The organism is Buttiauxella izardii (genome assembly GCF_003601925.1).
Classification (GTDB): domain Bacteria; phylum Pseudomonadota; class Gammaproteobacteria; order Enterobacterales; family Enterobacteriaceae; genus Buttiauxella; species Buttiauxella izardii.
On sequence record NZ_QZWH01000015.1, the window covers coordinates 17508 to 40173 of the forward strand.

At 50.4% G+C, this 22666-nt stretch carries 21 protein-coding genes and 1 pseudogene; 10 read left to right on the top strand and 12 right to left on the bottom strand.

The annotated features are described in order from the left end of the window. Positions 1 to 295 precede the first annotated feature (295 nt). From D6029_RS08410 to fabY, 6 genes and pseudogenes are all read left to right on the top strand, one after another. Positions 296 to 781: a DUF943 family protein gene (locus D6029_RS08410; protein ID WP_120064346.1), complete on the top strand. Its 486-nt coding sequence runs from the start codon at positions 296 to 298 to the stop codon at positions 779 to 781. 197 nt (positions 782 to 978) lie between these two features. Then, positions 979 to 1287 (top strand): annotated as a pseudogene (locus D6029_RS08415) (DeoR/GlpR family DNA-binding transcription regulator); the annotation flags it as partial. 139 nt (positions 1288 to 1426) lie between these two features. Beyond that, entirely contained in the window at positions 1427 to 2023 is a 597-nt protein-coding gene (yihX, locus tag D6029_RS08420) for a glucose-1-phosphatase (protein WP_120064348.1), read from the top strand. Beyond that, on the top strand, positions 2020 to 2892 hold the full coding sequence (locus tag D6029_RS08425; RefSeq protein WP_120064349.1) for a virulence factor BrkB family protein: 873 nt from the start codon (positions 2020 to 2022) through the stop codon (positions 2890 to 2892). Before yihX ends, D6029_RS08425 begins: the two co-directional genes overlap by 4 nt. Continuing rightward, complete coding sequence (gene dtd, locus D6029_RS08430) at positions 2889 to 3326, top strand: D-aminoacyl-tRNA deacylase (protein WP_120064350.1); 438 nt, start codon at positions 2889 to 2891, stop codon at positions 3324 to 3326. Before D6029_RS08425 ends, dtd begins: the two co-directional genes overlap by 4 nt. A gap of 104 nt (positions 3327 to 3430) precedes the next feature. Continuing rightward, on the top strand, positions 3431 to 4372 hold the full coding sequence (gene fabY, locus D6029_RS08435) for a fatty acid biosynthesis protein FabY (RefSeq protein ID WP_120064351.1): 942 nt from the start codon (positions 3431 to 3433) through the stop codon (positions 4370 to 4372). An 11-nt stretch (positions 4373 to 4383) separates the two neighbouring features. Here the strand turns inward: fabY and D6029_RS08440 are convergent, their stop codons facing one another. Beyond that, the gene (locus D6029_RS08440) at positions 4384 to 6066 is read right to left on the bottom strand and encodes an AsmA family protein (protein ID WP_120064352.1); all 1683 of its coding nucleotides are present in this window, start codon (positions 6064 to 6066) and stop codon (positions 4384 to 4386) included. A 126-nt stretch (positions 6067 to 6192) separates the two neighbouring features. Next, entirely contained in the window at positions 6193 to 7584 is a 1392-nt protein-coding gene (locus D6029_RS08445; RefSeq protein WP_120064353.1) for a nucleobase:cation symporter-2 family protein, read from the bottom strand. Between the two features lie 230 nt (positions 7585 to 7814). Here D6029_RS08445 and gltS point away from each other — a divergent pair, with 230 nt between their 5' ends. After that, the gene (gene gltS / locus D6029_RS08450) at positions 7815 to 9017 is read left to right on the top strand and encodes a sodium/glutamate symporter (protein ID WP_120064354.1); all 1203 of its coding nucleotides are present in this window, start codon (positions 7815 to 7817) and stop codon (positions 9015 to 9017) included. On the opposite strand, the gene recG is transcribed toward gltS, so the two are convergent. From recG to gmk, 5 genes are read right to left on the bottom strand one after another with little or no spacing between them, the layout of a single operon-like run. Then, the gene (gene recG, locus D6029_RS08455) at positions 9018 to 11099 is read right to left on the bottom strand and encodes an ATP-dependent DNA helicase RecG (protein WP_120064355.1); all 2082 of its coding nucleotides are present in this window, start codon (positions 11097 to 11099) and stop codon (positions 9018 to 9020) included. A 4-nt stretch (positions 11100 to 11103) separates the two neighbouring features. Next, positions 11104 to 11793: a tRNA (guanosine(18)-2'-O)-methyltransferase TrmH gene (gene trmH / locus D6029_RS08460; protein WP_120064356.1), complete on the bottom strand. Its 690-nt coding sequence runs from the start codon at positions 11791 to 11793 to the stop codon at positions 11104 to 11106. Positions 11794 to 11797: 4 nt separating this feature from the next. Further along, positions 11798 to 13909 carry a bifunctional GTP diphosphokinase/guanosine-3',5'-bis pyrophosphate 3'-pyrophosphohydrolase gene (spoT, locus tag D6029_RS08465; RefSeq protein WP_115631689.1) on the bottom strand — a complete coding sequence of 704 codons (2112 nt, stop codon included), beginning with the start codon at positions 13907 to 13909 and terminating at the stop codon, positions 11798 to 11800. Between the two features lie 18 nt (positions 13910 to 13927). Continuing rightward, positions 13928 to 14203 (bottom strand): DNA-directed RNA polymerase subunit omega, encoded by a 276-nt coding sequence (gene rpoZ, locus D6029_RS08470; protein ID WP_034461476.1) that lies wholly within the window; start codon positions 14201 to 14203, stop codon positions 13928 to 13930. A 54-nt stretch (positions 14204 to 14257) separates the two neighbouring features. After that, a complete protein-coding gene (gene gmk, locus D6029_RS08475) occupies positions 14258 to 14881 on the bottom strand; it encodes a guanylate kinase (RefSeq protein WP_120064357.1) in 624 nt (207 codons plus the stop codon). Positions 14882 to 15135: 254 nt separating this feature from the next. On the opposite strand from gmk, the gene ligB reads away from it, so the two are divergent. Continuing rightward, positions 15136 to 16827, top strand: a complete 1692-nt coding sequence (gene ligB, locus D6029_RS08480; protein ID WP_120064358.1) for an NAD-dependent DNA ligase LigB — start codon at positions 15136 to 15138, stop codon at positions 16825 to 16827. Here ligB and D6029_RS08485 read toward each other — a convergent pair. Together D6029_RS08485 and D6029_RS08490 are read right to left on the bottom strand one after the other, a co-directional pair. After that, complete coding sequence (locus D6029_RS08485) at positions 16821 to 17438, bottom strand: trimeric intracellular cation channel family protein (RefSeq protein WP_120064359.1); 618 nt, start codon at positions 17436 to 17438, stop codon at positions 16821 to 16823. The genes ligB and D6029_RS08485 overlap by 7 nt on opposite strands. Positions 17439 to 17686: 248 nt before the next feature. Continuing rightward, positions 17687 to 18550, bottom strand: a complete 864-nt coding sequence (locus tag D6029_RS08490) for a YicC/YloC family endoribonuclease (protein ID WP_120064360.1) — start codon at positions 18548 to 18550, stop codon at positions 17687 to 17689. A 124-nt stretch (positions 18551 to 18674) separates the two neighbouring features. Here D6029_RS08490 and rph point away from each other — a divergent pair, with 124 nt between their 5' ends. Next, the gene (gene rph / locus D6029_RS08495; protein WP_120064361.1) at positions 18675 to 19391 is read left to right on the top strand and encodes a ribonuclease PH; all 717 of its coding nucleotides are present in this window, start codon (positions 18675 to 18677) and stop codon (positions 19389 to 19391) included. 186 nt (positions 19392 to 19577) lie between these two features. Next, a complete protein-coding gene (pyrE, locus tag D6029_RS08500; protein WP_120064362.1) occupies positions 19578 to 20219 on the top strand; it encodes an orotate phosphoribosyltransferase in 642 nt (213 codons plus the stop codon). A gap of 30 nt (positions 20220 to 20249) precedes the next feature. Here pyrE and slmA read toward each other — a convergent pair whose 3' ends face one another. The 3 genes from slmA to coaBC all read right to left on the bottom strand — a co-directional run bounded on the left by slmA (position 20250) and on the right by coaBC (position 22617). Beyond that, the gene (gene slmA, locus D6029_RS08505) at positions 20250 to 20846 is read right to left on the bottom strand and encodes a nucleoid occlusion factor SlmA (RefSeq protein ID WP_120064363.1); all 597 of its coding nucleotides are present in this window, start codon (positions 20844 to 20846) and stop codon (positions 20250 to 20252) included. Between the two features lie 120 nt (positions 20847 to 20966). Beyond that, positions 20967 to 21425, bottom strand: a complete 459-nt coding sequence (gene dut, locus D6029_RS08510; protein WP_167455988.1) for a dUTP diphosphatase — start codon at positions 21423 to 21425, stop codon at positions 20967 to 20969. After that, the gene (gene coaBC / locus D6029_RS08515; RefSeq protein WP_167455989.1) at positions 21403 to 22617 is read right to left on the bottom strand and encodes a bifunctional phosphopantothenoylcysteine decarboxylase/phosphopantothenate--cysteine ligase CoaBC; all 1215 of its coding nucleotides are present in this window, start codon (positions 22615 to 22617) and stop codon (positions 21403 to 21405) included. Before coaBC ends, dut begins: the two co-directional genes overlap by 23 nt. Positions 22618 to 22666 lie beyond the last annotated feature (49 nt).

A 22666-nucleotide genomic window follows, 5' to 3' on the forward strand; every position in this document is an offset into this window, starting at 1 on the left:
CGGGGCTTTTTTTATTTTCATTTTTGAAAAAACTAGACTATCTCTGGCTAAGTGTTTTTAAATGCGAATTCAGACGTTCTCACATTAATTTTAATTTATTAGTCAGTGTTGTTATCTTTATCTTGTTTTTATTCTTCAGTCTAATATTTAATAACTTACTCTACGGAGATGATTGTATTTATATTACCAATGTGATTCTTGTTAATTATAAATGGAATTTATATATGCTTCGAAGTTATGCTTTCAAACCATTTTTCACCAACTTTAGTGCAAATACTGATATTCATGGTGAAATATGAAGTCGCCATCAATCAAAATCAGGCTTTTTTTGTTTATACTTTTTATTATTATGATAACTCTTAATATGTGGTCTTTGCGTCATGTGAATATAATTCATGCTAGCGCTAAAGGTTCTGGAGGGAGTGCTATTGTTGTAGACCATTTTCCCTACACCGATCGTGATAGAATTCATTGGTATTTAGACCATAGAAAGGAGTTGCAGGAGATTTATGGTGTGCCTGGGAAGGACGAGTATTCAATTTTGATTTGGGGTATTGGTGAGGGTTTTTTAAACCCCGAAAAAAATTACAAACGTGATTTATATTGTTTCATGGATATACATGAAAAAAATAAATGCATAGAGAAAAACTTATACCTCAAAGTAAGATTGTTTAAAAACGGAGATGAGATTAAAAAAGAGGTACTTGAAATTGGATACAGTGGATATTCTTATTCTGTCGATAAACAAGGGAAGTTGATAGCTGAAAGGAATGGGGGATGAAAGACCGTCACCATTGCTGCTGATGACGGTAAATTAATGTTCCGTACCCAAAATAATTCTCAGGTAAGTGACTCAGGTTTGTGAGTGCATTCAACATCCCTACAATTTGCAGAATGCCGGGGATTTCTACATAACGTTCCTTCACGCCGCTGTAGCACCCCCACATACAAAGTAATCCGCAGGTGGCGAAAATCGTGGCGGCGACCACGTTTGTTGAAGGTTTTCGCGCGGATTATCTGATAACCAGCGTTGGGGCGATTGAGCCTGATGGCGCGCTGCTGGATTTTGATGTGAACGAAGTCAGCGTGGTGAAAGCGATGATGTCGCATTCCCGCCATATTTTGCTCGCAGCAGATCACACCAAATTTCACGCTTCCGCGGCAGTTGAGATTGGTAATACTCGGCAAGTCACGGCGCTGTTTACCGATCTGCAACCGGACGAACGTCTGCAAAGCTTACTCAAGCAGCAGCAGATTGAGGTGATTGTGTCAGAGTTTGCGGGGTAGGGCTGCGCTAAAAACCGAGTTTGCTTATCTCACAGATTAACGATCAAGCTCGCATTCGTTGACGTCTCGTTGTGACAGCCCCTATCCACCCTCTCCGATAACCGCTACAGTTATTTGTCCATGCGCAAAGGAGAGGCTTATGTTGTATATCTTTGATTTAGGTAACGTCATTGTTGATATCGACTTCAACCGCGTGATGGGGGTCTGGAGCGATTACAGCCGCGTACCACTGGCGAATTTGCAAAAAAGTTTTGTCATGGGTGATGCGTTCAAACGCCACGAGCGCGGGCAGATTAGCGATGAAGAGTTCGCCACTGCGGTGTGCGAGGAAATGGGCATGGCGCTGAGCTTTGATCAGTTCTCTGCGGGCTGGCAGGCTATTTTTGTTGGTTTGCGTCCGGAAGTTATCAATGTGATGAATAAACTTCGTGAACAAGGCCATCGCGTTGTAGTGCTTTCCAATACCAACCGTTTACACACTTATTTCTGGCCGGGTGAATATCCACAAATTGGCCTGGCGGCGGATAAAATCTATCTATCCCAGGAAATGGGCATGCGTAAACCAGACGTTGAGATCTACCAAAAACTCCTAGAAGAAGAAGGTTTTTCTGCCAGTGAAGCGGTCTTTTTTGACGACAACGCCGATAATATTAAAGGAGCTCAACAGTTGGGGATCACCAGCATTCTGGTGACCGGAAAAGAGACGGTGCCCGGCTATTTCGCAAAAGGCCTATGATCAAAAACGTTCATCGTAAAACGAGTCAACACCTCAGGCCGTGTATCGCCTGGGGGAAGTTGCTCTGGCATCGCATCGACCAGGACAATATGACCACGCTTGCAGGGAATCTTGCCTACGTGTCATTGCTTTCGCTGGTGCCTTTGGTTGCGGTGGTGTTTGCACTTTTTGCTGCATTCCCCATGTTTGCTGATGTCAGCATTCAACTTCGTCATTTTGTCTTCTCAAATTTCTTGCCTGCGACAGGCGACATTATCCAGCGCTATATCGAGCAGTTTGTTGCTAACTCCAACAAGATGACGGCGGTAGGGGCCTGCGGGCTTATCGTGACTGCGTTGCTGCTGATGTATGCCGTGGATAGTGCGCTCAATACCATCTGGCGCAGCACACGCACGCGGCCAAAAATCTATTCGTTCGCCGTCTACTGGATGATTTTAACGCTTGGGCCGCTGTTGGCTGGTGCAAGCCTGGTGATTAGCTCGTATCTGCTGTCGTTGCGCTGGGTGACGGGCTTTAACAGCTCGATTGATATTTTGCTGCGTGTTTTCCCGTTGCTGCTTTCCTGGCTTTCTTTTTGGATGTTGTACAGCATTGTCCCAACGACTCGTGTCCCGGTACGCGACGCACTGATTGGCTCGCTGGTAGCAGCTCTATTATTTGAGCTAGGTAAGAAAGGTTTTGCCCTCTACATCACCATGTTTCCCTCTTACCAATTGATTTACGGCGTATTAGCCGTGATCCCCATTTTGTTTGTCTGGGTCTACTGGACCTGGTGTATCGTGTTGCTCGGTGCCGAAATTACTGTCACTCTCGGCGATTACCGCAAACTTCGCATTGAAGCTCAGCAGGAAAAATTGGAAGAACCATGATTGCATTAATTCAGCGCGTCACCCACGCTCGCGTCACCGTGGCGGGTGAAGTGACGGGTGAAATTGGCCCAGGACTTTTAGTGTTATTGGGTGTCGAAAAAGAAGATAACCAACAGAAAGCGAATCGTCTTTGCGAACGAGTTTTGGGTTACCGTATTTTTGGCGATGAAAACGACAAAATGAACCTGAATGTTCAGCAAGCCGGTGGCAGCGTGTTGGTTGTATCGCAATTTACTTTAGCGGCTGATACCGAACGCGGCATGCGTCCGAGTTTTTCCGGTGGCGCGGAACCTAAGCTTGCTGAAGAATTGTATGAATACTTTGTCGAACGCTGTCGACATCAAGGCATTGTGGCCGAAACAGGTCGCTTCGCCGCCGACATGCAGGTGAGCCTTACTAACGATGGCCCGGTGACTTTTTGGTTACAGGTCTAGCAAACTGACGACAAGCTTTTTTGGTAGGTCGGATATGCGTAGCGTCATCCGACAAAATTAACTCGCAGCCTTTACGGTCCCGCGTAACAAGAGAGAGTACATGTATGTATCACCTTCGCGTACCGCAAACCGAAGAAGAGCTTGAGCTCTATTACCAGTTTCGCTGGGAGATGTTGCGTAAGCCGCTGCATCAACCCAAAGGCTCCGAACGCGATGCGTGGGATGCCATGGCCCATCACCAGATGGTGGTGGACGAAGAAGGCAATCCCGTAGCCATTGGGCGCTTGTATATCAATGCCGACAACGAAGCGGCTATCCGTTTTATGGCGGTTCATCCCTCGGTACAAGATAAGGGATTGGGCACGCTGGTAGCGATGACGCTTGAAACCGTTGCACGCCAGGAAGGCGTTAAACGTGTGGTGTGCAGCGCGCGTGAAGATGCCGTCGAGTTCTTTGCCAAATTGGGCTTTGAGAATCAGGGCGAAATTACCACGCCGTCCACCACGCCTATTCGCCACTATTTGATGATCAAACCCGTCGCCTCGCTGGATGACATTCTTCATCGCGCTGACTGGTGCGGTCAGTTGCAGCAGGCCTGGTACGAACACATCCCGTTAAGTGAAAAAATGGGCGTGCGTATCCTGCAATACACCGGGCAGAAATTCATTACCACCATGCCGGAGGCTGGCAATCAAAACCCCCATCAAACTTTATTTGCCGGTAGCCTGTTTTCGCTCGCGACGCTGACGGGCTGGGGGCTGATTTGGTTGATGCTGCGTGAGCGCCATCTCGGTGGCACGATTATTCTTGCTGACGCGCATATCCGATATAGCAACCCGATCACCGGAAGGCCGGGAGCCATTGCTGACTTAGGTTCATTGAGCGGCGATCTCGACCGCCTGGCGCGTGGCCGCAAAGCTCGCGTTGCGTTGCAAGTTGAGCTTTTCGGCGACGACACGCCGGGGGCTGTTTTTGAAGGTGTGTATCTGGTGTTGCCAGCGAAACCTTTCGGGCCGCTCGAAGAAGGCGGCAACGAAGAAGAGTGACTGCCCGGCGCTTATGCGCCGGGAACTTCCCCATTCTGCATACTTTGCAGCACTTGCTTTCCGTCGCTGCTGGTGGCCTGCAAAGTGCCGTTCACCGTCGGTTTAAGCGGTGTTTGCGCAGCAATATTTCCCGTGACAGAAAGCTGCAAATTCCCGTTCCCTTCCAGCGGTACGGCAGGCCATCCCCATTGCTGCAATACGTTTACCGGCACCGAACGCCCACGAAGATTAATCGCCGAATTGCGCTGTGGAGCCTGCGAAATTGCACCTGTCGCCTCCAGCATTCCTTCGCCCGAAAACGCACTTAATTCCGTAATCGTGATTTGGCTGTCGGTGGCATTCAATGAAATCGACGGGCGACGAACATCCACGCGGTTAAACGTGGCGGCTGCGGCATTCAGGGTGGCGTTACCGCTCCAGATCCCCCACTGATGGTTGCGCACCACTTCGATATTGTTCGCTGTGGCGTCCAAAGACGTGAGCTGGAACGGGAAGGTTGGATCGATATCAATCACCAGGTTCCGGTTTGCCGTGAGCTTTTTAATCGATACCGAGTTTAGCCATTGCGGTAAAGGCTCCATCCAGAGGGTTTTCCAGTCGGCGGGCAGCGTATATTCCATCCCGGCAAAAACCAGCTCGTCGAGAGCGAGTTTTTTCTCGTTACGTTGCCATTCGCCCGAAGCGCGAACCATGCCTCTTTCCCAGCGTGAGGTGAACTGGCGCAGCGAAGCGGTTTGCTGGTTAAAATCGATGTTTACGATGGGATCATTAAGCTGGAAGCTGCCAATGATAAAGTCGCTGGCATTCATCGACAGCCGCCCGTCATCGCTCTGCCATCCGCCATTTGCCAGCGTCAGGTTGCGCAAACTCAGATCTAAATCAGTGACTGCCCAATTTTTACCTTCCAGCCGCGCGTCGGTGACTTCCAGATTATCTATTTTTAGCGAAGGTACTGTGGTCAACGGGGCCAGGAAATCGGTAATCGATTTTGCAGTTTGCAGGCGAATGTCGTTTAAACGCAGGCTGCCAATTTGCCATGAACCATCAGCAAGACGATTTGCATTGCCTGTGAGCGAGCCGCGAGCGATATCAGCGCCAATCGTCGAAAGCGTGACTTGTTCATTATTGATTGCGCCCTGCAATAAGACATTGGTTGCGGGAACACCGTTGAGTGTCATGGAACCGGCGCTAAACTGAATATCCGCCGTATTTCCTAATACTTTTCCTTGCTGCGGCTGCCATGGCATCACGCCCCCGTTGACGCGCTGGGCATGCAAATCCCACTCGGTATTCGGGCTGTTTAGCGCCATATCGCTTAATTGCAGCATATCGGCCTGGAATGGCAGTGGGGCGGCGTTTGGGCTGATATTCAGCGTTCCGTTTTGCAATAGAATCTTGTCGACGTGCATAGGTTCAGAGAACTGACGCGAACTCAGGCCAATATCAATATTTTGCGCAACCAGCGTAGCCGGTTGGCCTTTAAGTCCGAAGGTCACATTCGTCAGAGTAACGTGTGTTGGCGATGCCCAGCGATGATCCATCTCTTCATAAGAGAAATGGTAATCGCTTTTTTCGTTGACCCAACTGCTGACCTGCGCAGCTCCCCAGCGGGTTTGCAGCAAAATATAAGCCGCCAGAAGCAGTACAAATATGACGACCAATAACGCAATGAATAGCTTTCCGAGAAATTTCATTGTCTTCCATCCCATGAAGTTTCGGTAACGGGTGTTATGCCCCAAATACGTTTATAGCTCAAGGATGGGATTGTCAGGAGGGGTAACACGCGCTGATGTGAACAAATCATCAGCGCGTGAGGTACATCAATTTTTCTCAGGCGGGAAAATCAGGTTTAACACGATGGCGGTGATACCACCGGCAGCGATACCGGAGGAGAGCAACGTTTTCAGCCAGTCAGGAGCAAACTGAAGAATCAGTGGCTGCTGAGAAACGCCCATCCCGACTGCCAGTGACAGCGCAATAATCATAATTGCACGGCGGTTTAGCGGTTCGCGGGAAACAATACGCACACCGGATGCGGCGATAGTGCCGAACATGACGATAGTTGCGCCGCCCAAAACCGGCTCAGGAATATGCTGCACAAACCCGCTCACGGCTGGGAACAGGCCGAGCACAATCAACATTAGCGCGACCACAAATCCCACGTAACGACTGGCAACGCCGGTTAGCTGGATGACACCGTTGTTCTGACCAAAGCAAGAATTTGGGAAGGTATTGAATACGGCAGAAACGCAGGAGTTCAGGCCGTTTGCCAGCACGCCGCCTTTCAGGCGTTTCATATATAGCGGGCCGGAAACGGGCTGCTCGGAAACGTCAGACGTCGCCGTAATGTCGCCGATGGTTTCCAGTGAGGTCACCATAAACACCAGCATTAGCGGGATAAGCAGATTCCAGTCGATTCCCAGACCGTAGTAAAGCGGTGTTGGCACCATAATCAGGTCGGTATTGGTTGATGGCGCTACGTCCGGCAACATGCCCATCGCCCAGGCCAGCGCGTAACCCACAGCCATCGCGATAACCAGCGAAGCTACACGCAAGTAAGGGTTACGCTGGCGATTAAGCAGAATAATGACCAGCAAAACCGCGGCTGCCAGCATCAGATTTTTCGGTGCGCCAAAGGTGTGGTCGCTCATTGCGCCGTATCCGCCGCCGATGGACGTCAAACCCACCTGAATCAGCGACAGGCCGATAATCATCACCACCACGCCAGAAACCAGTGGAGTAATAATGCGGCGAGCCAAATGCAGGAAGCGCGATAACAGCATTTCTGTGCAACTTGCGAGCATCAAGGTGCCAAACAACGCTGCCATCATCGTCGGCACATCGGCTCCGCCATTTTTCAATGCCATGCCGCCCATAATCAGCGGTGAGACAAAGTTAAAGCTGGTCCCCTGAATAGACAAAAGCCCAGAGCCGACAGGTCCCCAGGCTTTAATCTGGATAATCGATGCCACGCCTGAGGCGAACAACGACATGCTGATAATGTGTTGGGTATCTTCAGCCGGTAGTCCCAGCGCCTGGCAAATCAACATCGCAGGCGTGATAACCGCTACAAACATCGCGAGTAAGTGCTGACCGGCAGCAAAAAGAGTTTGTGGGAGAGGAGGTCGGTCCTCGAGGCGGTAGATCAATTCACTGGAATGAGCCTTAGCAATCGGTTGCGCATCTTCAGACTCAACAGCATTAACAGACATCAGAATTTATCCCCAGCAGAAAAAACGGTGATTTTAACGGACTGAAGGGTAAAAGCAAACGTTTGCTAGTGATGATTCCTAAGATAAAAAGTGTATATGCCGAGCTTTTTATATAACTTTCGACTGCTTTTTGGTTAAAATCCAGCTGCTGACTTTTCTAAACCCTGAAATTCCAGTGAAGGATAATTAAAAGCGTCTGTGAGAAATCTGCGCAAACAGGAGCACTTCTTATGTTTTATCTTGATACTCTTTCTACCCTTGTTGCTGCAACTCTCGTGTTGTTACTGGGCCGAAAAATGGTCCACACCGTACCGCTGTTAAAAAAATACACCATTCCTGAACCCGTAGCGGGTGGCTTGTTAATCGCTCTGGCATTGCTGGTCCTCAAAAAAAGCATCGGCTGGGAATTTGAATTTGATATGAGCCTCAAAGACCCATTGATGCTCGCTTTCTTTGCCACCATCGGCCTGAACGCCAACCTCTCCAGCCTGCGTGCTGGCGGTAAAGTTGTGGGCATTTTCCTGATTGTGGTGGTGGGTTTGCTGGTCATGCAAAACGCCATTGGTATCGGGATGGCAAGTCTGCTGGGCCTCGATCCGTTGATGGGTCTGCTGGCCGGTTCGATAACGTTGTCGGGCGGACATGGAACGGGTGCGGCCTGGAGTAAGCTGTTTACTGAGCGCTATGGTTTCCAGAATGCCACTGAAGTTGCGATGGCTTGCGCAACATTTGGTTTGGTGTTGGGTGGTTTGATTGGCGGGCCAGTGGCGCGTTATCTGGTCAAACACTCATCGACACCTAATGGCACACCTGAAGATAGCGTTGACCCAACAGCCTTTGAAAAACCAGCGGTCGGGCGAGTGATCACCTCAATGGTAATGATTGAAACCATTGCGATGATTGCCATCTGTTTGACTGTCGGCAAATTTGCCGCGCATTTCATTCAGGGCACAGCCTTTGAATTACCGACATTTGTTTGCGTGTTGTTTGTCGGTGTCATCCTCAGCAACACACTTTCACTGCTCGGCTTTTATCGGGTTTTCGAACGTGCGGTTTCCGTGTTGGGGAACGTCTGTTTGTCACTGTTCCTCGCCATGGCGCTGATGAGTTTGAAATTGTGGGAACTGGCTTCACTGGCGTTGCCGATGCTGGCGATCCTGACGGTGCAAACCATCTTTATGGCGCTGTATGCCATTTTCGTGACGTATCGTTTGATGGGTAAAAACTACGATGCGGCGGTTCTCGCGGCAGGGCACTGTGGTTTTGGCTTAGGTGCTACACCCACGGCAATCGCTAATATGCAGGCCATTACCGAGCGCTTTGGCCCGTCGCATATGGCATTCCTGGTGGTTCCGATGGTTGGCGCGTTCTTTATTGATATCGTCAACGCGCTGGTGATCAAGCTGTACCTGATGTTGCCGCTGTTTGGCTAATCAGGCATTTGAATAGCGTTCCGTTTCAGGCATCCAGCGTTCAATGAGCGCGGTTGCCTGTTCCGGATAACGTTCATGGATATGGCGCGCAAGGCGCTGTACTTCAGGAATCATCGCCTGATCACGCAGTAAATCAGCGACTTTAAACTCGGCATTCCCCGTCTGGCGCGTGCCGAGCAATTCCCCCGGTCCACGAATTTCCAAATCCTTTTGTGCAATCACGAAGCCATCATTGCTATCGCGCAACACCTGCAAGCGTAGCTGCGCCGTTTTCGACAGCGGGGACTTGTAAAGCAACACGCAGTGCGAGGCGACAGCGCCACGGCCCACACGGCCACGGAGCTGGTGGAGTTGCGCCAGGCCGAGTCGTTCAGGGTTTTCGATAATCATCAGGCTGGCATTCGGCACATCGACACCCACTTCAATAACGGTTGTGGCAATTAACAAATGAATCGAGCCTTCTTTGAAAGCCTGCATCACAGCCTGCTTTTCCTGTGGCTTCATGCGCCCATGAACCAGGCCGACGTTCAGGTTCGGCAGGGCGGTTTTAAGTTCATCCCACGTCACTTCGGCGGCTTGCGCTTCGAGCAATTCTGACTCTTCAATCAGCGTACAAACCCAATACGCCTGGCGACCTTCATTGCTACAAGCTTCACGTACCCGCTCAATAATATCGTTACGGCGGGTATCAGGGATCGCGACGGTGGTAACTGGCGTGCGGCCTGGTGGGAGTTCGTCAATGGTCGAAGTATCCAAATCGGCATAGGCCGTCATCGCCAGCGTGCGCGGAATCGGGGTTGCAGTCATGATCAACTGATGTGGATGGAAGCCTTGAATCTGGCCTTTTTCCCATAGCGCCAGACGCTGATGAACACCAAAGCGGTGTTGTTCATCAATGATAACCAACGCAAGTTGCGAGAATTGCACCTGTTCCTGGAAGATCGCGTGCGTTCCTACCACCATCGATACCTGGCCGCTGGCAATCGCGTCCTGTTGGGCAATGCGCGCTTTGCCTTTTTGCTTACCTGCAAGCCAGCCAACTTCAATGCCCAGCGGCGCAAACCACTGGCGGAAGTTATTGGCATGCTGTTCGGCGAGCAATTCAGTTGGCGCCATCAGGCCCACTTGCTTGCCATGCGCAATCGCGCGTAAAGCGGCGAGAGCGGCAACCAGTGTTTTACCTGAACCCACATCACCTTGTACCAGGCGCATCATCGGCACATCCAGCGCCAGATCGTGCTCGATTTCCGCGACCACGCGTTCCTGCGCACCGGTTGGTTTAAACGGCAGGGCGGCTAACAGGCGGTTTTTTAACTCATCATTATTATGCAACGGCAGTGCGTGATAACGCTGTGCGCCCGCACGAAGCGCGAGCATGCTCAGGTTGTGCGCCAGTAATTCTTCAAGAATTAAGCGCTGTTGCGCGGGATGTTTACCCGTTTCGAGATCGGCTAATTGCATTGATGGTGGCGGGCGATGCAAGGTGCGCAACGCTTCCGGCAGGCTCATCATTCCTTTGCTCAAATCAGCAGGAAGCAACTCGGCAATGGCGCAGGTATCCAGCAATTCCAGAGCCTGGTCGGTGAGTTTGCGCAGAGTTGCCTGGCGAATGCCTTCGGTCGTTGGATACACCGGCGTGAGCGTTTCCTGCAATTCAGGTGTGTTCAAATCACCCTGAACACGGTACTCCGGGTGAATCATCTCCGGACCGTGCGTGCCACGCTTTGCTTCGCCATAAGCAAGCACACGCTTGCCCGCAGCAAGGCTGTTTTTCATTGCTGCGTTGAAGTTGAAAAACCGCATGGTCAGGATGCCAGTGCCATCTGAAATCTGACAGGTCATCATACGGCGACGGCCAAAACTGATATTACAGTTCAGCACTTCACCTTCCACCGTGGCGTAAATGCCCGGCAGCAGGTCGTTAATTGGGTAGAGTTGGGTGCGGTCTTCGTAGCGCAAAGGCAGATGAAGCAGGAGATCCTGAATGGTGTACAGGCCAATTTTGGCCAGTTTGCCGCTCTGGCTGGCGCCCACTCCGGCAAGCGTGCTTAACGGTATGGCATCCAGCAAACGGCCTTTCATTCAGCTACTCCGCAGATTGCATTGTGGCCCACCATGCGGCATCAGCTTCTATCTCACCTTGCTGATTCACATGCGGGTAGGGCAAACCTTTACGACGAGAAACGCGAGCCAGTACCGGATAGCCGCCTTCAAACAGCAGACGCTGTTGTTCGGATTCCGGCAGAGTACTGTTTTCGCGTTGATACATCCCGGCGTTTTGGCGCTGGCGCTGCGCTTCATAAAGAATAAGCGCGGAAGCGACGGAAACATTGAGCGATTGCACCATACCAACCATTGGAATAATGATGTCCTGGTCTGCCAGCGCTAACGCTTCCTGAGTAATACCGGTTTTTTCCTGACCCATCAAAATGCAGGTCGGGCGGGTGTAATCAATTTCGCGGAAATCGACGGCTTTATCGGAAAGGTTGGTGGCGAGGATTTGCATCCCGCTGCTTTTAAGGTGACTTACGGCATCACTAATCTGGCGATGCGTTTTTACCTCAACCCAGGAGTTACTTCCCGCAGCAGAAGAGGCCATGGTGCGCATGCGGTTACCCGGCCAGACTGCGTGAACTTCGTGGACGCCCACGGCATCAGCGGTACGAATAATCGCCGAGACGTTATGAGGTTTATGGACTTGTTCCATGCAGACGGTCAGGTCAGGCTGACGCCTGGCAAGCATCTCGCAAATACGCGCATAACGTTGAGGGTTCATAACACTAGTTTCGGTTGCGGGTAACTTTAATGACATCCGGCATTACGCGAATCTTGCGCATAACATTAGCCAGATGAACACGATCGCGAGCGGATAAACGAATGAACGCGCTATAGACGCGGCCATCTTTTTCTTCAGTATTCAGGCTGTGGATATTGGAACCGGCAGTGTTGATTGCCGCCGTCAGGTTAGCCAACGCACCCTGATGGTTGAACATATCCACTTTGATTTCCGTAAGGAATTCCTGCTCAGTCTCTTTATCCCACTCGACCGCCATAAACTTCTCGGCTTCTTTTTGGTAGCCACGGATATTACGGCAGGATTCGTGGTGGATAACCAACCCTTTGCCAGGGCTGACGTGAGCCACAATTGGGTCACCAGGAATTGGACGGCAACACTTAGCGAAGGTAATCAACACGCCATCAGCGCCTTTGATAGGCAAATGGCTGTGTGCCGGTGTATTTCCTTGCGCAATGACCGATGATTCACCTTGCAGATTCTTTGCCACCACCACACTCATGGCGTTACCTAAACCAATTTCAGCCAGCAAATCGTCAAGCGTGGCGAGCTTCATACGCTCAAGCTCACGTTGAATATTTTCTGGCGGAACTTCGGCGAGCTTGCGACTGCCACCTAACGCATGGTTAAGCAGACGGCGACCCAGGCTGACGGAGTCGTCTCGCTTGAGGTTTTTCAGCATCTGGCGGATTTTGGCGCGCGCTTTCGAGCTCACAACAAAGTTCAGCCAGGCTGCGTTCGGGCGAGCGCCTGGTGCGGTAATAATTTCGATTGTCTGGCCGCTGCTAAGCGACTGAGACAGCGGATAGGGCTGGCGGTCGACACGTGCGCCAACGCAGGCGTGGCCGATGTCGGTGTGAACTGCGTATGCGAAATCGACTGGTGTAGCGCCCGCAGGCAGTTCGACAATGCGCCCTTCCGGGGTGAAAACGTAAATCTCATCCGGGAACAGATCGGATTTTACGCTCTCGATAAATTCAAATGAGCTACCGGCGCTTTGCTGTAATTCCAGCAAACTTTGCATCCAGCGCTGGGCGCGGATTTGTGCGGTAGTGCCACTTTCACCTTGCTCTTTATAAGCCCAGTGCGCGGCGACCCCCATCTCTGCCATTTGATCCATGTCTTCGGTACGGATTTGCACTTCAACTGGCACACCGTGTGGGCCAATCATTGAAGTATGCAGGGATTGATATCCGTTCGCTTTTGGAATGGCAATATAGTCTTTAACACGCCCAGGACGCGGCTTGTAGAGGCTATGCATCTGCCCAAGCACGCGATAACAGGTATCCATATCGTGGACAATAACGCGGAAGGCGTAGATATCCATAATCGAGTGGAAACGCTGCTCTTTGAGCGTCATTTTGCAGTAGATGGAGTAAAGGTGTTTTTCGCGACCACTGACGCGGCAAGGAATGCCCGCCTCCTGCAAACGCCCGTCGATTTCCGAGAGGATTTTTTGAATCATCTCTTTACGGTTACCACGTGCTGCTTTCACGACTTCTTTAATGACGCGATAGCGGTTCGGGTAAAGCGCTTCAAAGCCCAGCTCTTCAAGCTCAGTTTTCAGGTGATGAATACCAAGACGGTGTGCCAGAGGGCTATAAATTTCGAGGGTTTCGCGAGCAATGCGACGGCGCTTATCAGGGCGCAAAGCCCCGAGTGTGCGCATGTTATGCGTACGGTCGGCGAGTTTGATCAGAATGACGCGGATGTCTTGCACCATCGCCATGATCATTTTGCGGAAGTTTTCAGCCTGAGCTTCTTTCTTATCGCGGAATTTCAGTTTGTCGAGCTTAGATACCCCTTCCACCAGTTCGGCAACGCTTTTGCCAAACAGCTGTTCCATATCCTGGTAGGTGGCAGGGGTGTCTTCAATCACATCATGCAACAGCGCGGCCATCAGCGTTTCGTAGTCGAGTTTCATCTCGGCCAGAATGCAAGCAACAGCGACTGGATGGGTGATATAGGGTTCACCACTTGAACGTGCTTGTCCCTCGTGAGCATCACGCGCAACAAGGTATGCTTGCCGAAGTCGCTTTATCTGCTCCTCGGGCAAGTATTGTTGAATCAGTTGATTCAGGCTTTCAAACAGATACAAGGGCTACCCGCAGGCTAATTAACGACGACCTTCAGCAATAGCGGTAACGGCCTGCAGTTCTGCGGCTTCCTGCTCTTGCTGTTCCTGGCGATCACGAACATCGAGAATCTGGTTGGTGATCAAACCTTCTTCGATTTCGCGCAGTGCGATTACAGTCGTTTTGTCGTTTTCTTCAGGCACCAGTGGATCTTTACCACCAGTTTGCATCTGACGAGCGCGACGTGCGGCGACCAGAACCAGGTCAAAACGGTTACCAATTTTCTCAACAGCGTCCTGAACAGTTACGCGTGCCATAATTAAAATGCTCCACAGATGAAGAAATGACTGGGCATGATACTGAAACTGGGCTCAGTCTGCCAATAGTTTGCTGATTAAAGCGTCATGTCGCGCTTTTTGGCGACCCATTCGTAGACGCTCGGCACGAATGATAATTTTTAAATCTGACAGTGCAGTGTCAAAATCGTCGTTGACGATTAAATAGTCATATTCAGCATAGTGGCTCATTTCTGCAACAGCCTGCTCCATACGCTTCGTGATAACTTCTTCACTGTCTTGCCCGCGCCCGCGCAGACGTCTGTCCAGCTCATCTTTTGATGGAGGCAGAATAAAAATACTGCGGGCGTGCGGCATTTTCTCACGGATTTGCTGCGCACCTTGCCAGTCAATATCCAGGAAAACGTCAACACCCGTTGCCAAAACTTGCTCAATGGCATGGCGTGAGGTGCCGTAGTAATTACCGAATACTTCAGCGTGTTCAAGGAATGCGTCTTCAGCAATCATCTGCTTAAACTCTTCCTTTTCCACGAAGAAATAGTGCTCGGCATGCTTCTCTCCCGGACGAATACCACGAGTGGTATGGGAAATAGAAACCTGCGTGTCGTACAGCGGTTGTGTCTTTAACAAAGCCTGGATGAGGCTGGATTTCCCTGCACCACTTGGTGCAGAAACGATATAAAGCGTGCCTTGAGCCATGAGTTCTAACTTATTCGGTAAGCATAAAAAGAAGAGCGTATACGGGCCTATTATACACGCCGTCATCGAGTCACGGTGAATTTGTCATGCCCATCGGCAATATTTCTGCCATTTTGCGTAATGCTTTCCAAAGAACACATCGTGTTGCTGCAACAAATTAACTTCCTCTGAAAACCTCTCGCATTCTGATTAATCGCCATTCGTCATGTTCACTTCCTGGCGTTATACCTCTCTGCGTTTGAAATGGAGGACTTATGTGGTGGATAACAAAACTTCTCGGCTTGCTGGTTTTGCTCAGTGCAATGGCATCGGCAACTTGCCCTGCCTGGTCACCGGTTCAGGCCCAGCAGGAGATGACGAAATTGAATGAAAAGCTTACAGAATGGGATCGAGCCTATTACCAAAAAGGTATCAGCGCTGTCAGTGACGCGACATACGACGGGCTACGTAGCCAGTTTAATGAATGGCAGGAATGTTTTAACCCTGCCGAAACTCCGCACGAACCTCAGCTTTTCACCGAGGGCAAAGCGCTGCATCCAATTGCTCATACCGGTGTTAAAAAAGTTCCAGATAGTGCTGCTGTTGCACAGTGGATAAAAGGCAAATCTGACCTTTGGGTGCAGCCAAAGGTGGATGGCGTTGCCGTAACGTTGGTTTATCAGCAGGGCCGTTTGGTAAAGCTTCTGAGTCGTGGCGATGGTGAGAAAGGGCAAGACTGGACTGCAAAAGCCAAAATGATGGATGCCATTCCTAAGACACTTTCCGGGCCGCTGGCTAACAGTATTTTGCAGGGCGAGGTTTTCTGGAAAAGGGAAAGTCATGTACAGAAAAAGATGGGAAGTATTAATGCCAGGGGAAAAGCTGCAGGTGCCATGATGCATAAAAGTGAGCCTGAGGTACTCAAGGAACTAGAAATATTTGTTTGGGCGTGGCCGGATGGCCCTTCTGATATGCAACTAAAGTTGGACTCGCTTGAACAGGCTGGTTTTCCACTGACTAAAGCATGGTCAAAACCCGTTAAATCTCTCAGCGATATCGCACAACAACGGGAGTCCTGGTTTACGCAACCATTGCCTTTTGTGACCGATGGAATTGTCATTCGCCAATCGCAAGAACCTGCGGGAAAGTACTGGCTTCCAGGTAAAGCAACATGGGTGATAGCCTGGAAATTCCCACCAGTACAGCAACTTGCTGAAGTTAAAGATATTCAATTCTCGATGGGGCGTACGGGGAAAATTGCCGTTGTCCTCAACCTGAATCCCTTACAGATTGATGATAAACAGGTTAAACGCGTCAATATAGGTTCAGTTAAACGATGGCAGGAGATGGATATTGCGCCTGGTGACCATGTGATGGTGAGTCTTGCTGGGCAGGGGATTCCGCGTGTCGATGAAGTTGTGTGGAGAGTCAGTGAACGTAAGAAACCTGCACCGCCATCAAAAGAGATGATTACGCCATTAAGTTGCCTGTACTTTGAAAGTATATGTCGCGAGCAGTTTATTGCTCGACTGGCCTGGATAAGCTCTCCAGCTATTTTGAATATTAATGGCGTGAGCGTTAGTTCATGGCAGTACCTTCAACAAAAACTCGGCCTGGAACATATCTTTTCCTGGATGGCGGTGACACAGGAACAGTTATCTCAGATTAGCGGCATGTCTCCAGTCAGATCTGCGCACCTTTGGCAGCAATTCAGTAAAACCCGGCAACAACCTTTCAAACAATGGTTGATGGCATTTGGTTTTCCCCTGCCCAGAGCAGTGCTAACCACATTACCGGATTCGCAATGGCTGCATTTAGTCGCACGGGATGAACTTAGCTGGCAAAAGCTGCCGGGTATTGGCCCGGGAAGAGCTAAAAAACTGGTGGAATTTGTGAATCATCCCCAAATTGCAGCACTTGCGGCTTTTCTGGCGCAGCAGGGCATTCAGGGGTTTAGCAATCAGTGATCTGCGTGTTTGTAGTGAAACACGGGTAATCCAAGACGCAAACGTAATGCCAGCAAGCGGGTAGTGAATCCGAAGATCAGAGTGGAAATGATAACCACGTCCTGGTTGGAAACGTAGTGCTGCAACACGATGTAAAGCACCGCGGAGGCGAAAGCGATACCTGCGTACAATTCCTTCTGAAAGACCAGGGGAATGCGTTTACAGAACATGTCGCGCAGCACACCACCAAACACACCCGTTACCACAGCGGCGATAATCGCGATGATTGGCCCTTCGCCCATATCTAAAGCGATTTGTGCACCGATGATAGAAAACACCACCAGGCCGAGGGCATCCAGCACCAGGAAAAGACGGCGCAAATGAGGCATTACGGGGGCAAAGACGGTTGTGAGCACTGCCGCGATGGCGACAATGACGACATATTCAGGGTGTTTCACCCAACCCAATGGGTAGTGTCCCAGTAGGATATCACGTACGGAACCACCACCCAGAGCCGTGGCGGTTGCAATGATAATCACACCGAAAGTATCCATACGGCGGCGCCCAGCCGCTAACGCGCCGGTCATGGCTTCGGCTGTAATGCCAATTAAATAAAGTACATGTAACAGCATTGATACCCCCAGTAAGTAGCTTGAGAGGGTAACGTTTTGTGAACGATGTCACGATTGAGATTTTCTAAAGCGATGTGATTTGGGTTAGTTTTACTAATGAATAAATGAGTGCTTTCCCATTATTGCATGGGGATGTGTTGGTTTTTTTGTTTTGAAATGGATTAATAAAACTATGGTTAAAGTGATTGTGAATTATCGCTGGAAGTAAAAAGCCCGCAGACACGGGCTTTGATGCTCAAAGCGGAACATTACTCGATGTTCTGAATCTGCTCGCGCATTTGCTCAATCAGGACTTTCAGCTCAATGGCTGAATTGGTGACATCTGAATTGATAGATTTTGACGCCAGTGTGTTCGACTCGCGGTTGAACTCCTGCATCATGAAGTCGAGGCGGCGGCCAACGGCTTCTTTTTTCTTCAGAATGTTGTAAGTCTCTTTAACGTGAGCTTCCAGGCGGTCAAGCTCTTCAGCGACGTCGACACGCTGAGCCATTAGCACCAGCTCTTGCTCAAGGCGGTTATTTTCAAGCTGAACCTGAGCATCTTCGAGTTTGGCTACCAAACGCTCGCGCTGCCATTTCAGAACTTCTGGCATTTGTGAACGAACTTTAATGACTTCACCGCTCACACCTTCGAGGCGCTGCTCGATAAGTTGTTTAAGTGCCTGGCCTTCTGTTTCACGCGCAATAATGAAGTCGTCCAGCGCGCCGTCGAGGGCTGCAAGAATTTCAGCAGTGATAGCATCGAGATCCTGCTCTTGAGCAGACATCACGCCAGGCCAGCGCAGAATATCAACCGGGTTGATTTCGCCTTCGTCGCTTTGCATTTTTACCCAATTCGCTGCTTCAACCAGCTGTTTAGCCAGTTTTTCATTGAGCAGCAAAGAGCTTTGAGAGCGAGCATCTGGCTCGAAACGCAGGTTACATTCGATTTTCCCACGGGTTAAGCGGGTACGAATACGTTCGCGTGCCACTGGTTCGAGGCTACGGAATTGTTCCGGCATGCGGATGTAAGTTTCGAGATAACGTTGGTTTACCGAACGTAACTCCCAGGAGGCGCTGCCCCATTCGCCTTTAACTTCACGTCGGGCATAGGCGGTCATACTGCGGATCATATTTCGTAACCGTATTCTGTTATAGATGTGGGGATTATAGCCATGCCTGGACTTGCAGGATAGGAATAAGCGAGCGAAGTCCGTATAATGCGCAGCCACATTCGTTTTAGCCGGAGATAACCCCATGCGTCCATCAGGTCGTAGCGCCGAACAAGTGCGCCCAGTCACCCTGACCCGTAATTACACCAAACACGCAGAAGGCTCCGTGCTGGTCGAGTTCGGCGATACCAAAGTGCTTTGCACCGCCACCGTTGAAGAAGGCGTGCCGCGTTTTCTGAAAGGCCAGGGGCAAGGTTGGATCACCGCTGAATATGGCATGCTGCCGCGTGCGACCCATAGCCGTAACGCTCGCGAAGCGGCAAAAGGTAAGCAGGGCGGTCGTACTCTTGAGATTCAACGCCTGATTGCTCGATCTCTGCGTGCTGCAGTGGATTTGAAAGTGCTCGGCGAGTACACCATCACGCTGGACTGCGATGTTTTGCAGGCAGATGGTGGCACACGTACTGCGTCTATTACCGGCGCTTGTGTTGCTCTGGCTGATGCACTGAACAAGCTGGTGGCTAGCGGCAAAATGAAAACCAATCCGATGAAAGGCATGGTTGCGGCGGTATCAGTCGGTATCGTTAAAGGCGAAGCGCTGTGCGATCTGGAATATGTTGAAGATTCCGCGGCAGAAACCGACATGAACGTCGTGATGATGGAAGATGGCCGCATGATTGAGGTTCAGGGCACCGCTGAGGGCGAGCCGTTCTCCCACGAAGAGTTGTTGGCGCTACTGGCGCTGGCGCGAGGGGGAATTGAATCGATCGTAACGGCGCAGAAGGCGGCGTTAGAGAATTAATTTTAGGCGACTCGGTGAGTCGCCTTTTTTATACCCTTCATACTTCAAGCTGCATCTTTGTTGGCTGCGTTTGCTCGCCCGAATCACTTACTTATGTAAGCTCATCGGGACTTGCTCTCTTGCCGCCGCGATGCAACTCGAATTATTTTGGGTAAATGTCTAAATGAAATTTATAGGAGCAAATCCATGAAACCGTATCAGCGCCAGTTTATTGAGTTTGCGCTTAACAAGCAGGTACTGAAGTTCGGCGAATTTACACTGAAGTCCGGGCGCACCAGTCCTTACTTCTTTAACGCTGGACTCTTTAATACCGGGCGCGACCTGGCTCTGCTAGGCCGTTTTTATGCCGCCGCGTTAGTGGATTCAGGTATTGAGTTTGATTTGCTGTTTGGGCCGGCTTACAAAGGCATCCCAATTGCGACAACCACGGCGGTGGCATTGGCTGAGCATCATGAGCTTGATTTACCGTATTGCTTCAACCGCAAAGAAGCAAAGGATCACGGTGAAGGTGGCAACCTGGTCGGCAGCGCGCTGCAAGGGCGTGTGATGCTGGTGGATGATGTTATCACCGCAGGTACAGCAATCCGTGAATCAATGGAAATCATTGCTGCGAACAACGCATCACTCGCCGGCGTGCTGATTTCACTGGATCGCCAGGAACGTGGTCGCGGCGAAATTTCTGCCATTCAGGAAGTGGAACGTGACTATCAGTGCAAAGTGATTTCAATCATTACTTTGAAAGACCTGATTGAATATCTGGAAGAAAAACCTGAAATGACCGGGCATTTAGTTGCCGTGCAGGAATACCGTACTCAGTACGGCGTATAAGAAAAAGGGCCTTTCAAAGGCCCTTTTCAATTACTGAAGTTGTGAGGCGACAAGCGGCCAACGGATATCAAAATCATCGGTAGGTAGATAACGGAATTCGCTCCGCACAAAACGTGATAGCGTCCCTTCGCAGAATGCCAAAAGCTGGCTTGCCAGCAGAGATTCATCGGTAATGAAACCTTCGCCTTCACGCATCTTCTTTTCGCGCATAACCTGACGCAACTGCACTTCGATACGCTCAAAGAGCTGATTAATGCGGCCTTGCAGGCGGTCTTGTTCAAACATCAATGCGTGGCCGGTGAGAATGCGGGTCAGGCCGGGGTTACGCTCACCAAATCCCAGGATCAGCAGAACGATTAAACGTAGACGGGCGTGAGTGTCTTTCTCATCTTTCAGAATGAGATTGATACGAGTAATCAGACTGTCTTCAATGAACTCGATAAGGCTGTCGAACATTTTCGTTTTGCTGGGAAAATGTCGATACAGCGCTGCTTCGGAAACGCCAACAGTCGCTGCCAGTTTGGCGGTGGTGATGCGTTGGCTACCATCACTGGATTCGAGCATTTGGGCCAGAGACTGAAGTATTTCTTCGCGACGATTCCGTTTCGCAGTTTGTTTTTCTGCCATGTTCTAAAATACCCCTGAAATAACGCACTTGTCAGGCAAGTAGCCACACAGCGCTCGCAAACTTTAAGTTTGCGGTTTTTTCACATTTTTTACGCTGTGGGGTTACGTGTAAAAACGAAGTTACTGGCGGCCTGAATGGCCGAAACCACCTTCGCCGCGGTCGCTGGAATCAAAATCTTCTACCAGATTAAATTCAGCCTGCACGACAGGAACAAACACCATTTGGGCAATACGCTCGCCGGGTTCGATAGTGAAGTGATCTTGTCCACGGTTCCAGACGGAAACCATTAACTGACCCTGATAATCCGAATCAATCAGCCCAACAAGGTTGCCTAAAACAACACCGTGTTTATGACCAAGACCTGAACGAGGCAGAATGACAGCGGCAAGAGTTGGATCGGCGATATGGATAGCCAGCCCCGTAGGAATCAGCTTGGTGACACCAGGAGCAAGCTCTACCACATCATCCAGACAGGCACGAAGGTCAAGACCCGCAGAGCCGGAAGTAGCATAAGTCGGCAGTGGGAACTGTTGGCCAACGCGTGGGTCCAGAATCTTAACGTCGATTTTTTTCATCATAACGGGTAACTATCTCGTTCAGTAAAAGATGGCCAAGGAGTTCCTTACGCTCGAGAGGTAAGACTTTATCTCCATCCTGCCAGAAAAGGTGCAATGCGTTGTTTTCGCTGTTAAATCCTTGCCCTGCTTGTGAGACATCATTTGCACAAATCAGGTCGAGGTTTTTACTCAGGCGTTTTTGCTGGGCGTATTCTTCCACATTATTTGTTTCGGCGGCAAACCCAACAACATAAGGGCGATGAGCTAAAAGTGCTGCGACACCGGCAACAATATCCGGGTTTTTTACCATTTTTATTGTAATTTCATCGCCTTGCTTTTTGATTTTTTCTTCAGCAACGCTTGCTGCACGGTAGTCGGCAACAGCGGCGCAGCCAACAAAAATTTGCTGCTCCTGGACATGTTGTTGCACTGCGGCTTCCATTTCCAGGGCGGTAGTGACATCAACACGTTTCACCCAGGCTGGAGTTGGCAAAGAAACCGGGCCAGAGATTAATGTCACATTTGCGCCACGCGCTGCCGCTGCGGCTGCAATCGCATAGCCCATTTTCCCCGAGCTATCATTGGTGATGTAGCGCACCGGGTCGAGGCGTTCACGAGTGGGCCCTGCGGTAATCATGACATTAAGATGTTGCAGATCTTTGATGACAGAAAAATGTTGAGCGGCCATTTCAACAATCGTTAATGGGTCAAGCATTCGGCCAGGGCCGACATCGCCACAGGCCTGGCTGCCGCTGTCTGGTCCCCACATCAGTAAACCGCGTGACGCAAGAACGTCCAGATTATGCTGAGTAGCGGTTGCCCGGTACATCTGCTGATTCATCGCTGGCACGACTGCAACGGGGGAAGGCGTTGCGAGGCAAATGGTGCTGACAAGATCATTGGCCATACCGGCTGTGATGCGGGCAATTAAATCGGCCGTTGCAGGCGCAAGGATAACTAAATCCGCCCATTTACCGAGTTCGATATGTCCCATCGCCGCTTCTGCTGCGGGATCTAACAAACTATCTGACACCGGATAACCCGACACGGCTTGTAAACTCAGGGGTGTAATAAAGGCTTTGGCCGCCTCCGTCATCACCACCCGAACCTCCGCGCCGCGTTCACGCAGACGGCGTACCAGTTCTGGTGTTTTATAGGCAGCGATTCCGCCACTCACACCCAGAACAATTTTTTTGCCAGAAAGCCCTATCATGATTTTTCCACCAGAAGTCACAGTCATCTGGCTATTTTACCACACTCAT